This window comes from Kitasatospora sp. NPDC096077, assembly GCF_040303245.1.
Classification (GTDB): domain Bacteria; phylum Actinomycetota; class Actinomycetes; order Streptomycetales; family Streptomycetaceae; genus Kitasatospora.
This window is the reverse complement of sequence record NZ_JBEOSV010000042.1, coordinates 67,714-81,545: the sequence shown is the minus strand read 5'-3', so window position 1 is coordinate 81,545 and position 13,832 is coordinate 67,714. Positions and strand designations below refer to the sequence as shown.

The window sequence follows — 13,832 nt, the reverse complement described above, 5'->3', positions numbered from 1 at the left end:
TCGAACCGCGCGGCACCATCGAGACCGAAGCAGCACGCCGCCTCGCCGACGACCTCAACAACCAGTAGTCACCAGCTAACCCAACACTTTCTCAGCCGGATCGGCTACCTGGCGGGCAAGTTCGTCAGCAACCTGCTGCTGTTCGGCTCGATGCTGCTCGCACTGGCCGGGACGGCCCTCGCGGTGCAACTGCTCAAGGGCGACTCCGACCGGGTGGACGTGGTACGGCTGCTGCTGCCGTACGTCCTGATCACGCTGCCGCTGCTGGCGGCGGTGGCCGGGTGTGCGGTGCTGTTCGACACCGTGCCCGGGCTGCGCGGCGGGCTGGGGGCGATGGTCTGGTTCGCGGTCTGGCTGGTCGTCGTGCTGGGCGCCCAGGCCGGCGGCGGGCCGGACCTGCTGGGCATGCGGCGGATCACCGCCTCGATCCGGGAGGTGCTCGCGGCGGACGGGCGACCGGTCGGCGGGGTGGAGTTCGGCGTGGGCCTCACGGCGGACAACCGGGTGCTCGGCAGCTTCGACTGGCCCGGGCTCGGACCGGGCGAGGCGTCCGGACCAGCGGCCACGGGGGTGCTGCTGGTCGGCGTGGCGGTGGGGATCGCGCTGCTCGGGGCGCTCTGGTTCCGGCGCTTCGACGGGTCCCCGGCCCGTCGGGGCGCCGGGGCGGGTGACTCGGCGGGCGGCTCGGCGGGAGCTGCGGGTGCTACAGGGACGGGCGCGTCCGCGGGGTCGGGCAGGACGAGCGCGTCTGCGGGGTCGGCCGAACCGGCGGGCTTCGCCCTGGACCCGACCCGGCTGACCGCTCCCGGCAGGGGCGCGGCGGGTTCGACGCGCTGCTCGGGGAGCTGCGGATCCTGGTCCGGGGGCAGCGGCTCTGGTGGGCCGGGGCGGCCCTGCTCGCCCTGGCCGCGGCGGGCGTCGCACCGGACGGGCCGAGCCACCCGGTGCTGCCGTTCGCGATGCTCTGGCCGGTGCTGCTCTGGTCCCGGATGGGCCACCGGGCCGACGGCGGCAGCACCGACCAGCTGCTCGCCGCCTGTCCGTCCCCGCTGCGCCGGGGGCTGGCCGGGCTGCTCGCCGGGATCGTGCCGGCCCTGGCGGTGGCCGCCGTACCGGCCCTGCGGCTGGCCGGCGCCGGGCAGTCCCGAGCGGCGCTGGGAGCCCTCGCGGGCGCCCTGCTGATCCCCGCCCTGGCACTGCTCTGCGGCAGCCTCAGCCGTGGGCCCCGGCTGTTCCAGACCGTCTACCCGCTGCTCTGGTACGGGATGGTCAACCACGTCGGCGGGCTGGACTTCCTCGGCGTCTCCGGGGACCGCGCCCCCGCCCCCGCGGCGGTCGCCGGCCTCGCCGCCGCCCTGGCCGCGGCCGCACTCGCCCTGGACGCGATACGTCACGCCGCCCGGTGAGCCCGGCGGAGGAGACGCGGTTCCCCCACCGGGGGGAGCCGGTCCGTACGGGCGGTGGAGGCAGGGGCGGGGGCCGGGCTGGGAGTTTGGAGGCGTCGGGCAACCGTCCGAACTCCCCTCGAACAAGCAAGGATTGACCATGCGCAAGCTCACCGTCGCCCTCGCGCTCGCCACCGCCGCCGCGGCCCTCGCCGCCGGGACGGCCGGCCCCGCCTCGGCCGCTCCCGAGGCGGGCGGTCCCGCAGCGGCGGGCCGGCACCTCACCCTGCACAGCTGGACCCTGCTGAACGAGCACGGCCCGGGCCCCAACCCGGGCGAGCGGCTCACCGCCCTGGTCGACGCCCGTACGGTCGGCGGGGGTGCGGGCAGCGGGGCCACCGGCCCCGGGCGCGCCCGGGGGCATGCCGTCGCCCAGCACGTGTTCGACAAGGACGGCACCGTCCGGGTCGAGTTCGACATCGACTGCCTGACGGTCGACGCCGACGGCGCCGTGACCGTCACCGGGCCGATCGAGTCCGTCACCCTCACCCGGGTCGGCGGCCAACCGACCGTCTCGCACCCCGACTGGCACCCGCAGGCCGGACTGACCTTCTACCCGGCCGACGGCAACGGCGAGCGCCGGGTCGGCTGGGCCGCCTCCGACACCGAGCACCCGGACGCACCGGCCAGGGTGACCAGCTGCACCCCGGTCCCGGCCGACCTGTGGGTCATCGACGGCGGCACTGTCCTGCGCCGGTAGCGGCGGCGGCTGCGGCTGCGGCTGCGGCTGCGGCTGCGGCCACGACAGACCGCCGTGCCGACGGTCAGCCCGGCGTCAGCTGAGCGTCAGCGCCGCGCGCCACCGTAGTGGGCATGACGTCGATCACGGCGGTCTCCAGCTGCCTTCCCGGCACCATCCCGATCGCCCGCTTCCAACAGCAACTCCAGCTGACGGACGTCCAGTTGCGGCGCTACCAGCGCTTCTACGGGCTCAACGAGGTGTGCCGCGACCCGGCCGCCACCGAGACCGAACTGCTGCTGCGCGCCGCGACCAAACTGGTCGAGCTGCGCGGCCAGGAACAGCGCGTCAAGTACGTCCTGCAAGCACGCACCATGCCCTCGCCGCTGCCGTACCCGCTGACCTCGCTCGGGCCGCTCCAGGCCGAACTAGGCCTGGAGCACGCCGCCGCGTTCGTCGTCTCGCACCACGCCTGCGCCTCCGGGCTGCTCGCCCTGGACCTGGCCGGCACCCTGCTCGCCGCCGACCCGGACCCGGGCGCGCTCGCCCTGGTGGTGGCCGGGGAGAAGGCCTGCACCGCCCACACCCAGTCCATCCCGGACGTCACGGTCATGGGCGAGGGCACCGCGGCCTTCCTGGTGAGCGCGGACCGCTCCGGCCCGGACCGGATGACCGGCTACGCGGCCCGCACCTACCCGCGGTTCGGCGACGAGTTCATCATGAGCGAGGTCGCCGCCAAGGAGTTCCAGGAGCTGTACGGGCCCGGGCTGTGCGAGGTGATCGACGCGGCGCTGTCCGAAGCCGACTGCAAGCTCGACGAGTTGGCGCTGGTGCTGCCGCACAACGTCAACCGGCTCTCCTGGATCGGCGTCTGCAAGGAGCTCGGACTGCCGCTGGACCGGGTCTTCCTGGACCTGGTCGGCGAGACCGGCCACTGCTTCTGCGCCGACCCCTTCATCAACCTGCAGAAGGCCACCGAGCTCGGCCGGCTGCGCCCCGGCGACCGCTACCTGATGACCAGCGTGGGGCTCGGGGCGACGTTCGCCGCCATGGTCTTCGAGCACTGACGGCCGGGTCACCCCCCGGCGCAGCCCCGCACCGGCCCCAGCACCAGCCCCGCCCCGCCCCGCCCCGCCCGAGCGCACACGAGAAATGGACGAGGTCGACATGCACCTTCCCTCCGCCGGTTTCAGCGCGCGGCTCAAGCGCGCGGTGACCGGATCCGCGGACACCCCGCTGGTGTTCCTCGGCAACTTCGAGGTGGAGAACCACTGGGCGCTCGGCGAACCCGCCCTGCCCCGGGTCGCCTCGCACGCGGGCAGCGCGGTGGTCAACCGGATGGACGAGTTCACCCTGCTGCTCGGCGGCAAGGGCGACCACGTCGTGCTGAAGACCGCGCCGGACCCGGGGTACCGCGACTACCTGGAGGGCCTCGGCCTCGCCCTGCCCACCGTGCACGTGGTGGCCGACCAGGACCCGCAGCGCACCGTCAGCGAGGACGCCCTCGCCGACCCGGCCCTGATCGCCGCCCTGGCCGGCCTGCGCGGCGAGGGTGCCCGGCTGACCGCGCACGGCGTCTCCGTCGTCGAGGAGCAGCTCGCCGCCCGTACCGGGCTGCCGCTGGCCGCACCCGCCGCCGCCGTCTGCAAGCGGGTCAACAGCAAGGTGTACAGCCGCCGCCTCTCCGACGAGCTGGGCATCCGCCAGGCCCGCGGCTGGGCCTGCGAGACCCTGGAGGAGCTGGCGGACGCGGTGGCCGCGGCCGGTGAACTGCTGGACGCCGGACGGAAGGTGGTGCTCAAGGACGCCTTCGGGGTGTCCGGCAAGGGCATCGTGGTGCTGGACTCCGCCGCCCGACTGGGCCGGCTGCACCGGATGGCCGTCCAGCAGGCCGAGAAGGCGGCCCGGGGCGGCCCGGAGGCGGACGGCGGCGGGCGGCCGCGCACCGCGCTGGTGGTCGAGGAGTGGGTGGCCAAGCGCTGCGACCTCAACTACCAGTTCACGGTGGGCCGGGACGGCTCGGTGCACTTCGACTTCGTCAAGGAACTGCTCACCGAGGGCGGTGTGCACAAGGGCCACCGCATCCCGGCCCGGCTCTCCGACCGGCAGGTCGAGGAGATCGCCGCGACCGCGCTGCGGCTCGGTGAGCGGCTGGCCGCCGACGGCTACTACGGCGTGGTCGGGGTGGACGCGATGGTCGACCCGGACGAGGGCCTGTACCCGGTGATCGAGATCAACGCCCGCAACAACATGTCCACGTACCAGAACGTGGTGCACGAGGGCGGCCTGGCCGGGCCGGAGGAGGTCGCCGTCGCCCGCCACCACCCGCTGCGGCTGACCCGCCCGCTGCCCTTCGCCGAGCTCGCCGAGCGGCTGGACGGGCTGCTGCTGACCGGCCGGGGCGCCCGGCCGCGCGGCCTGTTCGTCAACAACTACGCCACCGTGAACGCCGCCCACGGAACGGCCACGGACAGCCCCGAGGGCTTCGAGGGCCGGCTGTACGGCGTGCTGGTCGGCGCCTCCGACGCCGAGCTCGCGGCGATCGACACCGACATCACCCGCCGCCTCGCGGCCTTCCCGGAACGGAGCTGAGCGTGAGCGTCGCATTCGAGGTGCAGGGCCTGCCGATCACCGAGCTGGCCGAGGAGTTCGGCACCCCGCTGTACCTGTACGACGGCGAGGAGATCACCACCCGCTTCCGGGGCCTGCGCGCGGCGCTGCACCCCGCGCTGGAGGTCTTCTACTCGCTGAAGGCCAACCCCAACATCTCGGTCTGCGCCCTGCTGCACAGCTGCGGCGCCCGCGCCGAGGTGTCCTCGCTGACCGAGCTGGTCACCGCGGAGCGGGCCGGGGTGCGCCCGGAGGACATCATCTTCCTCGGCCCGGGCAAGAGCCGCGCCGAGCTGGCCGCCTGCCTGGACCGGTCCGTCCACGCGATCGTCTGCGAGTCGGTCGAGGAACTGGGCCTGATCGACGAGCTGGCGGCCGGACGCGGCGTGACCGCGCCGGTCGCGCTGCGGGTCAACCCGAGCTTCCAGGTGAAGGGTTCGGGCCTGACCATGGGCGGCAAGCCGCGCCAGTTCGGCACCGACGAGGAACTGCTGCTGGCCGAGGGCCGGGGCCTGGCCGCCCGCTACCCGCACCTGCGGCTGATGGGCGTCCAGGTCTATCTGGGCACCCGGATCCTGTCCGAGGAGTCGGTGGTGGAGAACACCCGGCGGATCCTCGACCTGGCCGAACGGCTCGCCGCCGCACTCGACTTCCCGCTGGAGACGGTGGACGTCGGGGGCGGCCTCGGCATCGCCTACTTCGACAACGAGAAGGACCTCGACCTCGGCGTGCTGGCCGCCGGGATCAACCCGCTGATCGAGGACTTCGTCGCACGGCACCCCGACACCCGGCTGATCATGGAGCTGGGCCGCTTCCTGGTCGCCGCCGCGGGCACCTACGTCACCCGGGTGCGCTACACCAAGACGTCGATGGGCGAGAACTTCGCGGTCACCGACGGTGGCACCAACCACCACATGGCGGCGGTCGGCATCGGCTCGTACGTGAAGCGCAACTTCCCGATGGCCGCGCTGGAGCGGCTGGACGAGCCGGCCACCGAGCCCTGGCACATCACCGGGCCGCTGTGCACGCCCAACGACGTGATCGGCAAGAAGGTCCCGATGCCGCCGCTGCGGGCCGGCGAGCTGATCGGCGTGCAGCGCTCCGGCGCGTACGGGCCGACCGCCTCGCCGGTGCACTTCCTGAGCCACGGCTACCCGGCCGAGGTGCTCGTCCTGGACGGGCGGGCCCACCTGGTCCGCGAGCGCGACGACGTGGACGTGCTGCTGGCGGGCCAGCGGCTGTACCGGCCGGTCGGGCAGGGGGACTGACCCCCGCACGAGCACCGATCCTCCGCACGAGCACCGCTGAACCCCCGAACCCCGCACCCCCCGAACCTCCCGTGAGGAGCACCCGATGAGCGAGACCGCGACCGACCCCAGATTCGTGGAGGCCGTCCGCAAGGGCCTGACCGAGGTCCTCAACAAGGACGTCTCCGACGCCGACGAGAATGTCCGGCTCTTCGACGAACTGGGCCTGGACTCCAGCAGTGCGCTCGAACTGCTGATCACCATCGAGGAGATCCTCGACGTGCAGTTCGACGCCGACGAACTGGACATGACCCACTTCGAGACGGTGGGCTCGCTGGCCGGCTTCGTCGCCGCGGAAGCGGGCGCCTGAGCATGTTCCGTGCGACCGCGGCGGTCCGGCGTCCGCACCCGACCGGGCCGACGGCCCTGCCCCGACTGGTCCGGGCGGCCGGGTACAGCCCGCCGGCCCACAGCGCGCCGTACCGGCCGGGGGACGCGCGGGAGGAGTTCTACGACGAACTCGGGGCGCCCTACCGGGCGTCCTTCGACCGCGCCCGGTTCGCCGCCGCCGGGCGGCACACCTCGGTGGAGCTGGCGTACGGCGCACTGGAGGCGCTGGGACCGCTGGACGCCGGGGACGCCCCCGAGCTGGCGGTGGTCGCCTACGCCGCCCCGGACTTCGAGCACACCGAGCTGGTCGCCTCCTGCCTCCGGCGCCGGCTGCCGGGCGGGCCGCTCGCCTTCGCGCTGTCCGACCAGGGCCGGCTGGCACCGTTCAGCGCGCTGCGGGTGGCCGTGGAGTACGCCCGGCGGTGCGGCTGGACGCGGCTGCTGCTGCTGGTCGTGGACCAGGGCACCCAGCCGTTCCCGCCGCCCGCCGGGCCGTCCCGGGCCGAGGTCGAGCTCGACGGCGACGCGGCGGTGGCGCTGCTGCTGCGCTGGGACGGTCGCGACCGGCCGCTGGGCGGCCAGGCCCAGGGGCGGCCCGGGCCCGGACTGTTCGCGCAGTGGCCCGCGGACGCCGCCCTGGCGGCCGGCGCGGGCCTCGCCGACTGCGGTGAACTCCCGCCGCACCGCGGCCCGTTGACCGAAGGGCCGACCGGTCGGCCGGCCACCGGGAGCTGGACCGCACTGCTGGACGCCGCCGCCCGTGGCGACGCCCCCACCGCCCACGCCGACGGAGCCGGCTACGTCGACCGGCCGGTGGTGGTCGCCGACTACGACCGGGAGCGCGACGCCCTGGCCTACTGCACGCTCCACACGGGGGAGTTGAGACCCAGATGACCGTTCCGGCCGAGGTGCGGGAGCACTGGCGGGAGGCGAGGGCCAGCGCGCGCTGCGACGGCCTCGTCCCCGCCCTCACCCTTTTGTCCAGAGCGCTCTCCCCCGGCTCCCCACCGCGCGGCCCGCGCGGCCACGCCGTGGTGCCTCGCGAACTCCTGGACGAGTACGGCGACTTGGCCGAACCCGACACACCCGACCCGCTGCCCGGACTGGCCGTCCTGCACCCCACCCCCGGCCCCCGGACCCCGCCCGGCGGCGACGCCCGGCTGTGGGACACCGGACTCGCCTGGCTGCGGCTCGGGCACTCCGAGCGACTGCGCACGGCCTGCGTCGCCTACCTGGCCGCCCGCACCGTCGAGGGCACCTCACTGCTGCTCCAGCAGCTGGTCAAGGGTGCACTCGCGGACGCCCTGATCGAGCAGCTGGAGATCGCGGGCGTGCTCGACGAACTGGCCGAGGCGGATCAGGGAGGCGAACCGCTGGTCCCCGCCCACCCACTGAACGCCCGGGCCCTCGCCCGGCTGCAGGCGCAGATCACCGAGGTCGACCGCGCCCTGCTGCGGCTGCTCGGCGCCCACGGCTTCACCGCCGACGGGCCCGGTCGGGACACCCACGCCTCCGAGCTGCTCGCCGACGTCCACTGCGGCTGGCCCGGCGCGGCGGAGCCCTACGCGCACACCGACCACGAGCACCACGACGACCCACGCCACCACGACCGGGAACACCACGGAGCAGGCCCCGAGGCCCCCGGAAACGCCGGGAACGCCGGGAACGCCGGATGAGCCCCCTGCCCGGTCAGCTCCGGACCGCGCACCGCCACGTCCGCGCCTGGGCCGACGAGCTACGGGCCGGCGCCCTCGAACTGGACCGCGACCCGGAGGCCGTCCACCGCTACCTGGACCTGCCCGCGGTCCGCTTCCTGGCCGGCCACCTCACGCCCCCGGACTGGGACCGGGCCGACACCGAGGCCGGCTGCGGCCCCGCGCACGGCCTGGCCACCCTGGAACGGGCCGTGCTGAGCGAGGAACTGGCCCGCGGCGACGCCGGGATGATGCTCGCCTCCCCCGGCGCCTCGATGACCGGGGTACTGCTGGGGGTGCTCGGCAGCCCCGCCCAGCGGGACTGGGTGTACGGCCGCCTCGCCGACCGCCCGCGCTGGACCTGCTTCGCCCTCACCGAGCCGGACCGCGGCTCCGCGATCGGCGAGATGACCACCACCCTGACCCCGCTGGGCGACGGCTCGTACCTGCTCGACGGCGAGAAGCGCTACGTCGGCAACGCCGCCCGGGCCGACCTCGGCGCGGTCTTCGCGCGGGTCGCGGGCACCGAGCGGCTCGGTGTGCTGGCCGTCCTGGTGGACACCGCCGACCCCGGCTACCGGGCCGAGCCGCTGCCCACCCTGGGGCTGCGCGGGGTGCAGCTGTGCCGGGTCGCCTTCGACCGGGTGCACGTCCCGGCCGACCGGGTGCTGGGCGCCCACCTGCCGCCGACCCGGCGCGGGATGTGGAGCATCGTCTCGGTCTTCAACCGGCTGCGGCCGAGCGTCGCGGCGATCGCCGTCGGCATCGCCCGGGCCGCGCACGACTACATCGGCGAGAACCGCAAGGAACTCTGCGGCGCGGAACGGGACTTGTACGAGGAGCTGGGCCGACGGATCGACGCGGTCCGGCAGTTGACCTACCGGGCGGCGCTCGCGGTGGACCGCCGGCCCGCCGACGGGTACCTCGCCTCGGCGGCGAAGGCCCGGGCCTGCCAGGTCGCCGAGGAGGTCACCCTGCGCGCGCCCGGCTTCTTCGGCCCCGGCGCCCGGCTGGACCACCCCCTGCTGGACAAACTCGCCCGGGACGCCCGGGGCGTGGAGTTCATGGAGGGCGCCCGGAACATCCAGAGGCTCAATCTCTTCCAGGGACTGCACACCGGAAAGGTGGACCGGCTCTGAACAGGACGGGACAGGCCGTCGAGGTCTGGCGCATTCCGCTGTCCGGTGCCGCCCCGGCGGACGGCACACCACCGGACCTGGCCCGGCTGGAGGCGCTGCTCGACCCGGCCGAGCGGGCCCGCGCCCACGCCGCCCGGCGGCCCGAGCTGCGGCGCCGCTTCGTACTGGCGCACGCCGCCACCCGGATCCTGCTCGGCGAGCGGCTGGGCCGCCCGCCGGAGCGGCTGCGCCTCAGTCGCGGCCGCTGGGGCAAACCGGTCGTGCCGAACGCTCCCGGGCTGCACTTCAACCTGTCCCACTCCGGGGAGTTGGCGCTGCTCGCGGTGGCCCCTCGGCCGGTCGGCGTGGACGTCGAGCTGGTCCGCTCCGGGCGGGACGTCGACCGGCTGTCCCGGCGTTTCTTCCCGGCCCCGGAGCGGGAGTTGGTGGCCCGGGGCGGGCGTCCGGCGTTCGCCCGGCTGTGGACCAGGAAGGAGGCCTGCGTGAAGGCCGTCGGCGGGCGGCTGGCCGAGGGCCTCGCGCTGCCGGTCGCCCACGCGGCCGCCCAGGCCACCGTGCACGCCCCGGACCCCACGCACGCCCCGGGCACCCCGAGAACCCGGGGCACCCCGGTCGGCCCGGTCGGCCCCTGGCGGGTCGCCGACCTGCCGCTGCCGGACGAGCCGGAGCCGTACGCGGGGTCCGTCGCGCTGCTCGGCGACGGGCCCTTCGTCGTGTCCCGGCACACCTGGACCCGCTGGGCCCCCTGGGCCGGGTCGAGCGTCGACGAAGCGTCGCGCACAGGTGTCAAGTAGAAGAAACTCCCCCTCGAACCGGCGTAGTTGTACCCGTGATCACGGGTCGGATCGTCACTAGATTTCTTCGGTGGGAACGCACGCCGCACCGCCGGCGATCGCACCGAGGAGGAGGGGAACGTGATCGTGGAAGGCAGGAACGTGATCACCAGGGCGGCTCGGTGGAGCGCGGTCCACCCCTGGTGGGCGATCGCGCTCTGGGTGGCGTTCGTGGTCGGCGCGCTGGTGGTCGGCGGCCTCACCGGCACCCGGCAGGCGACCAACTCCGACCTCTCCATCGGCCAGTCCGGCCGGGCCGCCGCGATCGCCCGGGCCGGCGGGCTGCAGGAGCGGGCCGTGGAGAACCTGCTGGTCAGCTCCTGGGGCGGCGGGCGGCTCGATCCGGCCCGGGCCCAGGCGGCGCTGGACGACGCCACCCGGGGCCTGCGCGGGCTCCCGGGCATCGCCTCGATCGGCCAGCCGCAGTCCGCCCCGGACGGGGCCGCCGTGCTCGTCCCGGTCACCCTGGCCGGTGACCCGGAGACCGCCGCGGACCGGGTGCAGCCGCTGCTGGACAGCGTCGAGGCGTCCCGGTCGGGGCACGGCGACGTCCGGATGGAGCTGGTCGGCGCCGGCTCGATCAAGGCCGGGCTGAACGACATGCTGAGCAAGGACCTCGGCAAGGCGACCGTGCTCAGCCTGCCGGTCACCCTGCTGGTGATGGTCTTCGTCTTCGGCGCGATCATCGCCGCCAGCGTCCCGGTGGTGCTCGGGCTGTCCTCGGTGCTCGCCGGGCTCGGGCTGTGGGGCGTGGCCTCCCAGATCGTGCCCGATCCCGGTCCGGTGACCCAGTTCATCGTGCTGATGGGCATGGCGATCGGCGTCGACTACTCGCTGTTCTACCTCAAACGCCAGCGCGAGGAACGGGCGTTGGGGGCCGACAACATCGACGCGATCGAGATCGCGGCCGCCACCTCCGGGCACTCGGTGCTGGTCTCCGGCGTGGTGGTGCTGGTCTCGATGGGCGCGCTCTACCTCGGCGGGCACGTCGCCTTCGAGTCGATGGCCACCGGCGCGGTGATCGTGGTCTCGATCGCGATCATCTCCTCGCTGACCGTGCTGCCGGCCATGCTGTCCCGGTTCGGCCGCTACCTGGACGCCCCCCGGGTGCCGCTGGTGTGGCGGCTCACCCAGAAGGGCGGGGTCAAGCCGCGGCTCTGGTCGACCATGCTCAAGCCCTCGCTGCGCCATCCGGTGATCGCGCTGGTGGCCTCGGTCGCGGCGCTGCTGGTGCTCGCGCTGCCCGCGCTGGGGTTGAAGCTCAAGGCCACCGGGATCGACGACCTGCCGCGGTCGATCCCGGCGATGCAGTCCTACCAGCGGCTGACCCAGTCCTTCCCGAGCCAGTCCGACACCCACACCGTGGCGGTCAAGGTCCCGCCCGGCCGTGCCGCCGAACTCAACTCCGCCGTCCACGAGTTGGTCCGGGGTGCGCTGGCCGACCCGCTCTTCGTCCACGACCCGGCGCCGGTGGTGCGGACCTCGGCGGACGGCACGGTGGCCACGGTGGCGATCGGCACCCAGTTCGACAGCGGCTCGGCGCAGGCCCGCGCCTCGCTGGACCGGCTGCGCGCGGACCTCGCCCCGCGCACCCTCGGCGCGGTCGCGGGGGCCCAGTTCGCGGTCGGCGGCAGCGACGTGGCCTACGACGTGGACTACCGGGCGAACGTGATGGACAAGATGCCCTGGGTGCTCGGGGTGGCGCTGGCGCTGACCTTCCTGGTGATGGCACTGGCCTTCCGCTCGGTGGTGCTCGCGCTGATCACCGTGGCGCTCAACCTGCTCTCCACCGCGGCGTCCTTCGGCGTGCTCGCGCTGATCTTCCAGCACACCTGGGCCGAGGACCTGCTGCACTTCGAGTCCACCGGACGGGTGGTGGCCTGGCTGCCGTTGATGCTGTTCGTGATCCTGCTGGGGCTCTCGATGGACTACCACGTCTTCGTGGTCAGCCGGATCCGGGAGGCGGCCCGCGGCGGGCTGTCGCTGCGGGAGGCGGTCGAGCAGGGCATCACCCGTACCGCCGGGGTGGTCACCAGCGCGGCGGTGGTGATGGTCTGCGTGTTCGGGCTGCTGGCCTCGTTGAACTACATCGAGATGAAGCAGATGGGCGTGGGGATGGCCTGCGCGGTGCTGCTGGACGCGACGGTGATCCGGATCGTGGTGCTGCCGGCGATGATCACCCTGCTCGGCTGGAAGACCTGGTGGCCCTCCCGACTGGCCCGCCAGTCGGCCGCCCGGACCCCTCGGATGCCCGCCGTCGTCGCCGCCGCGGCGGCCTCGGCGGCGGCCCGCTCAAGCCTTCCGCAACGCCCGTGAGGACCTGTCCGACCCATCCGCAACAATGGTGACAACCGGCCGGACGGTCGGGGCCGGGCCGCCGCCCGCCCCGGCCGCTTCGTGCGTACACGGGGCCAACAGCCGTTCATGCCAAGGGGTTTGACGGCGCCCGGGCCACGGTGGTTTGTTACCTGAGTTGTAGAATCGCAAACGCGTTCGTCGATGCGCGAGCAGCCTCCCCGGGGTGGGCGCAACGGCGACCGGAGGCGCCACGGAGGCGGGAGCGGATCTGGTGGTGGGGCATGCACGGTGACGGCGGCCTCGCCTCGGCGCGTTGGCGGGACGAACTCGCCCGGGTGGGCACCCTCTCCGGACGGGAGCAGCAGGTCTTCGAACTGATCGGCGCGGGCCACTCCAACCGCGGGATCGCCGACCGGCTGCACGTCACGGAGCGCACGGTGAAGGCCCATGTCGCCAGTATCCTGGCGAAGTTGGGGGTGGAGTCGCGACTCCAGGCAGGCCTGGTGGCCCAAGTCCACCAACTCATGTACGAAGGTACATGGCCGGACGAGCCACCGGTGTCCGATACTTGACCGGCGCGAATGATACCCGGGCTTTTCCCCTTTTTCAGTCCCCTTCAAACAAGTCGACCGCTGCCGGTGGTGGCGCCCCGATGGCTCAACGGAAAAGCTTGTGGCTGGAGTTCACCGCTAGGGACGGGGAATTTGGTGCACATCTCCATACTGGGCCCACTGTTGATCGGCGACGGACGGCGCACCGTCGGATTACGGGCCAAGAAGAACCGCGTCATGCTCACCATGCTCGCTCTGAACGCCGGCCAGGTCGTCGCCTTCGACGAACTGATCGACGAACTGTGGGGGGAGGCGCCGTTGAAGAACGCGCGCAACGCCCTCCAGGCCAACGTCAAGCGCATGCGGAGATCCCTGGCCGAACTCGGCCTGGAGGGACCGGAGCAGGAACTCATCAGAACCGTCGACAACGGCTACATGCTGACCATCCCGGAGGAGGCGGTCGACGCGTACCGCTTCCTGCGGACGGCGGAGAAGGGCGCGGGGCTGGTCGAACACCGGCCGTACGAAGCGATGGACACCCTCCGGTCGGCGCTGGGGATGTGGCGCGGACCGGCCCTGCTCGACACCAGCGACGGACCGTGGTGCCGGGCCGTCGCGCTGCGGCTGGACGAGCAGCGCAAGACCGCCCGCGAGGATCTGATCGCGGCGCAGCTGCAGGCGGGCGAGGCCGGCGCGGTGGTCGCCGAACTCAAGCAGCTGCTCGCCCAGTACCCCGAACGGGAGCGGTTCAGCGAGCAGTTGATGATCGCGCTGTACCGCTGCGGCCGCCAGTCGGAGGCCGTGGACATCTTCCACCGCACCCGCAGATGGCTGGACGAGGAGCTGGGGCTCAAGCCGAGCCGCCGGCTGCACCACCTGTACCAGGCGATCCTGATGCAGGACCCGTCGCTGTGACCCCGGGGTGAGGGCAGCTCACCCCGGGGTC

At 73.7% G+C, this 13,832-nt stretch carries 14 protein-coding genes; 13 read left to right on the top strand and 1 reads right to left on the bottom strand.

The window, feature by feature from the left end; genetic code table 11:
• Positions 1 to 104 precede the first annotated feature (104 nt).
• The gene (locus tag ABTZ03_RS29225) at positions 105 to 941 is read right to left on the bottom strand and encodes a hypothetical protein (RefSeq protein ID WP_350516098.1); all 837 of its coding nucleotides are present in this window, start codon (positions 939 to 941) and stop codon (positions 105 to 107) included.
• A gap of 3 nt (positions 942 to 944) precedes the next feature.
• Between ABTZ03_RS29225 and ABTZ03_RS29220 the strand changes: the two genes are divergently transcribed.
• The 13 genes from ABTZ03_RS29220 (at position 945) to ABTZ03_RS29160 (ending at position 13,801) form a co-directional block, all read left to right on the top strand.
• Positions 945 to 1,406 carry a hypothetical protein gene (locus ABTZ03_RS29220; RefSeq protein WP_350516097.1) on the top strand — a complete coding sequence of 154 codons (462 nt, stop codon included), beginning with the start codon at positions 945 to 947 and terminating at the stop codon, positions 1,404 to 1,406.
• A gap of 139 nt (positions 1,407 to 1,545) precedes the next feature.
• Positions 1,546 to 2,145 (top strand): hypothetical protein, encoded by a 600-nt coding sequence (locus ABTZ03_RS29215; protein WP_350516096.1) that lies wholly within the window; start codon positions 1,546 to 1,548, stop codon positions 2,143 to 2,145.
• 113 nt (positions 2,146 to 2,258) lie between these two features.
• Complete coding sequence (locus ABTZ03_RS29210; RefSeq protein ID WP_350516095.1) at positions 2,259 to 3,191, top strand: 3-oxoacyl-[acyl-carrier-protein] synthase III C-terminal domain-containing protein; 933 nt, start codon at positions 2,259 to 2,261, stop codon at positions 3,189 to 3,191.
• 100 nt (positions 3,192 to 3,291) lie between these two features.
• Positions 3,292 to 4,716 (top strand): preATP grasp domain-containing protein, encoded by a 1,425-nt coding sequence (locus ABTZ03_RS29205; RefSeq protein ID WP_350516094.1) that lies wholly within the window; start codon positions 3,292 to 3,294, stop codon positions 4,714 to 4,716.
• Positions 4,717 to 4,718: 2 nt separating this feature from the next.
• Positions 4,719 to 6,002: a type III PLP-dependent enzyme gene (locus ABTZ03_RS29200; protein ID WP_350516093.1), complete on the top strand. Its 1,284-nt coding sequence runs from the start codon at positions 4,719 to 4,721 to the stop codon at positions 6,000 to 6,002.
• Between the two features lie 85 nt (positions 6,003 to 6,087).
• A complete protein-coding gene (locus tag ABTZ03_RS29195) occupies positions 6,088 to 6,351 on the top strand; it encodes an acyl carrier protein (protein ID WP_350516092.1) in 264 nt (87 codons plus the stop codon).
• Between the two features lie 2 nt (positions 6,352 to 6,353).
• Complete coding sequence (locus ABTZ03_RS29190) at positions 6,354 to 7,265, top strand: hypothetical protein (RefSeq protein WP_350516091.1); 912 nt, start codon at positions 6,354 to 6,356, stop codon at positions 7,263 to 7,265.
• Positions 7,262 to 8,047 carry an acyl-CoA dehydrogenase family protein gene (locus ABTZ03_RS29185; RefSeq protein WP_350516090.1) on the top strand — a complete coding sequence of 262 codons (786 nt, stop codon included), beginning with the start codon at positions 7,262 to 7,264 and terminating at the stop codon, positions 8,045 to 8,047. The genes ABTZ03_RS29190 and ABTZ03_RS29185 overlap by 4 nt, the downstream gene beginning before the upstream one ends.
• Positions 8,044 to 9,204, top strand: coding sequence for an acyl-CoA dehydrogenase family protein (locus tag ABTZ03_RS29180; RefSeq protein ID WP_350516089.1), 1,161 nt, complete (start codon positions 8,044 to 8,046; stop codon positions 9,202 to 9,204). The genes ABTZ03_RS29185 and ABTZ03_RS29180 overlap by 4 nt, the downstream gene beginning before the upstream one ends.
• A gap of 260 nt (positions 9,205 to 9,464) precedes the next feature.
• The gene (locus tag ABTZ03_RS29175; protein ID WP_350516088.1) at positions 9,465 to 9,998 is read left to right on the top strand and encodes a 4'-phosphopantetheinyl transferase family protein; all 534 of its coding nucleotides are present in this window, start codon (positions 9,465 to 9,467) and stop codon (positions 9,996 to 9,998) included.
• A 120-nt stretch (positions 9,999 to 10,118) separates the two neighbouring features.
• A complete protein-coding gene (locus ABTZ03_RS29170; RefSeq protein ID WP_350516087.1) occupies positions 10,119 to 12,353 on the top strand; it encodes an MMPL family transporter in 2,235 nt (744 codons plus the stop codon).
• A gap of 263 nt (positions 12,354 to 12,616) precedes the next feature.
• Positions 12,617 to 12,907: a helix-turn-helix domain-containing protein gene (locus tag ABTZ03_RS29165; protein ID WP_350516086.1), complete on the top strand. Its 291-nt coding sequence runs from the start codon at positions 12,617 to 12,619 to the stop codon at positions 12,905 to 12,907.
• A gap of 135 nt (positions 12,908 to 13,042) precedes the next feature.
• Positions 13,043 to 13,801, top strand: coding sequence for an AfsR/SARP family transcriptional regulator (locus ABTZ03_RS29160; protein WP_350516085.1), 759 nt, complete (start codon positions 13,043 to 13,045; stop codon positions 13,799 to 13,801).
• The last annotated feature ends 31 nt before the right edge of the window (positions 13,802 to 13,832 follow it).

Excerpts from the sequence above, each read along its gene's own strand:
- ABTZ03_RS29165 (WP_350516086.1), top strand. The coding sequence starts at position 12,617 with ATGCACGGTGACGGCGGCCTCGCCTCGGCGCGTTGGCGGGACGAACTC.
- ABTZ03_RS29215 (WP_350516096.1), top strand. The coding sequence starts at position 1,546 with ATGCGCAAGCTCACCGTCGCCCTCGCGCTCGCCACCGCCGCCGCGGCC.
- ABTZ03_RS29180 (WP_350516089.1), top strand. The coding sequence starts at position 8,044 with ATGAGCCCCCTGCCCGGTCAGCTCCGGACCGCGCACCGCCACGTCCGC.
- ABTZ03_RS29210 (WP_350516095.1), top strand. The coding sequence starts at position 2,259 with ATGACGTCGATCACGGCGGTCTCCAGCTGCCTTCCCGGCACCATCCCG.
- ABTZ03_RS29205 (WP_350516094.1), top strand. The coding sequence starts at position 3,292 with ATGCACCTTCCCTCCGCCGGTTTCAGCGCGCGGCTCAAGCGCGCGGTG.
- ABTZ03_RS29190 (WP_350516091.1), top strand. The coding sequence starts at position 6,354 with ATGTTCCGTGCGACCGCGGCGGTCCGGCGTCCGCACCCGACCGGGCCG.
- ABTZ03_RS29195 (WP_350516092.1), top strand. The coding sequence starts at position 6,088 with ATGAGCGAGACCGCGACCGACCCCAGATTCGTGGAGGCCGTCCGCAAG.
- ABTZ03_RS29185 (WP_350516090.1), top strand. The coding sequence starts at position 7,262 with ATGACCGTTCCGGCCGAGGTGCGGGAGCACTGGCGGGAGGCGAGGGCC.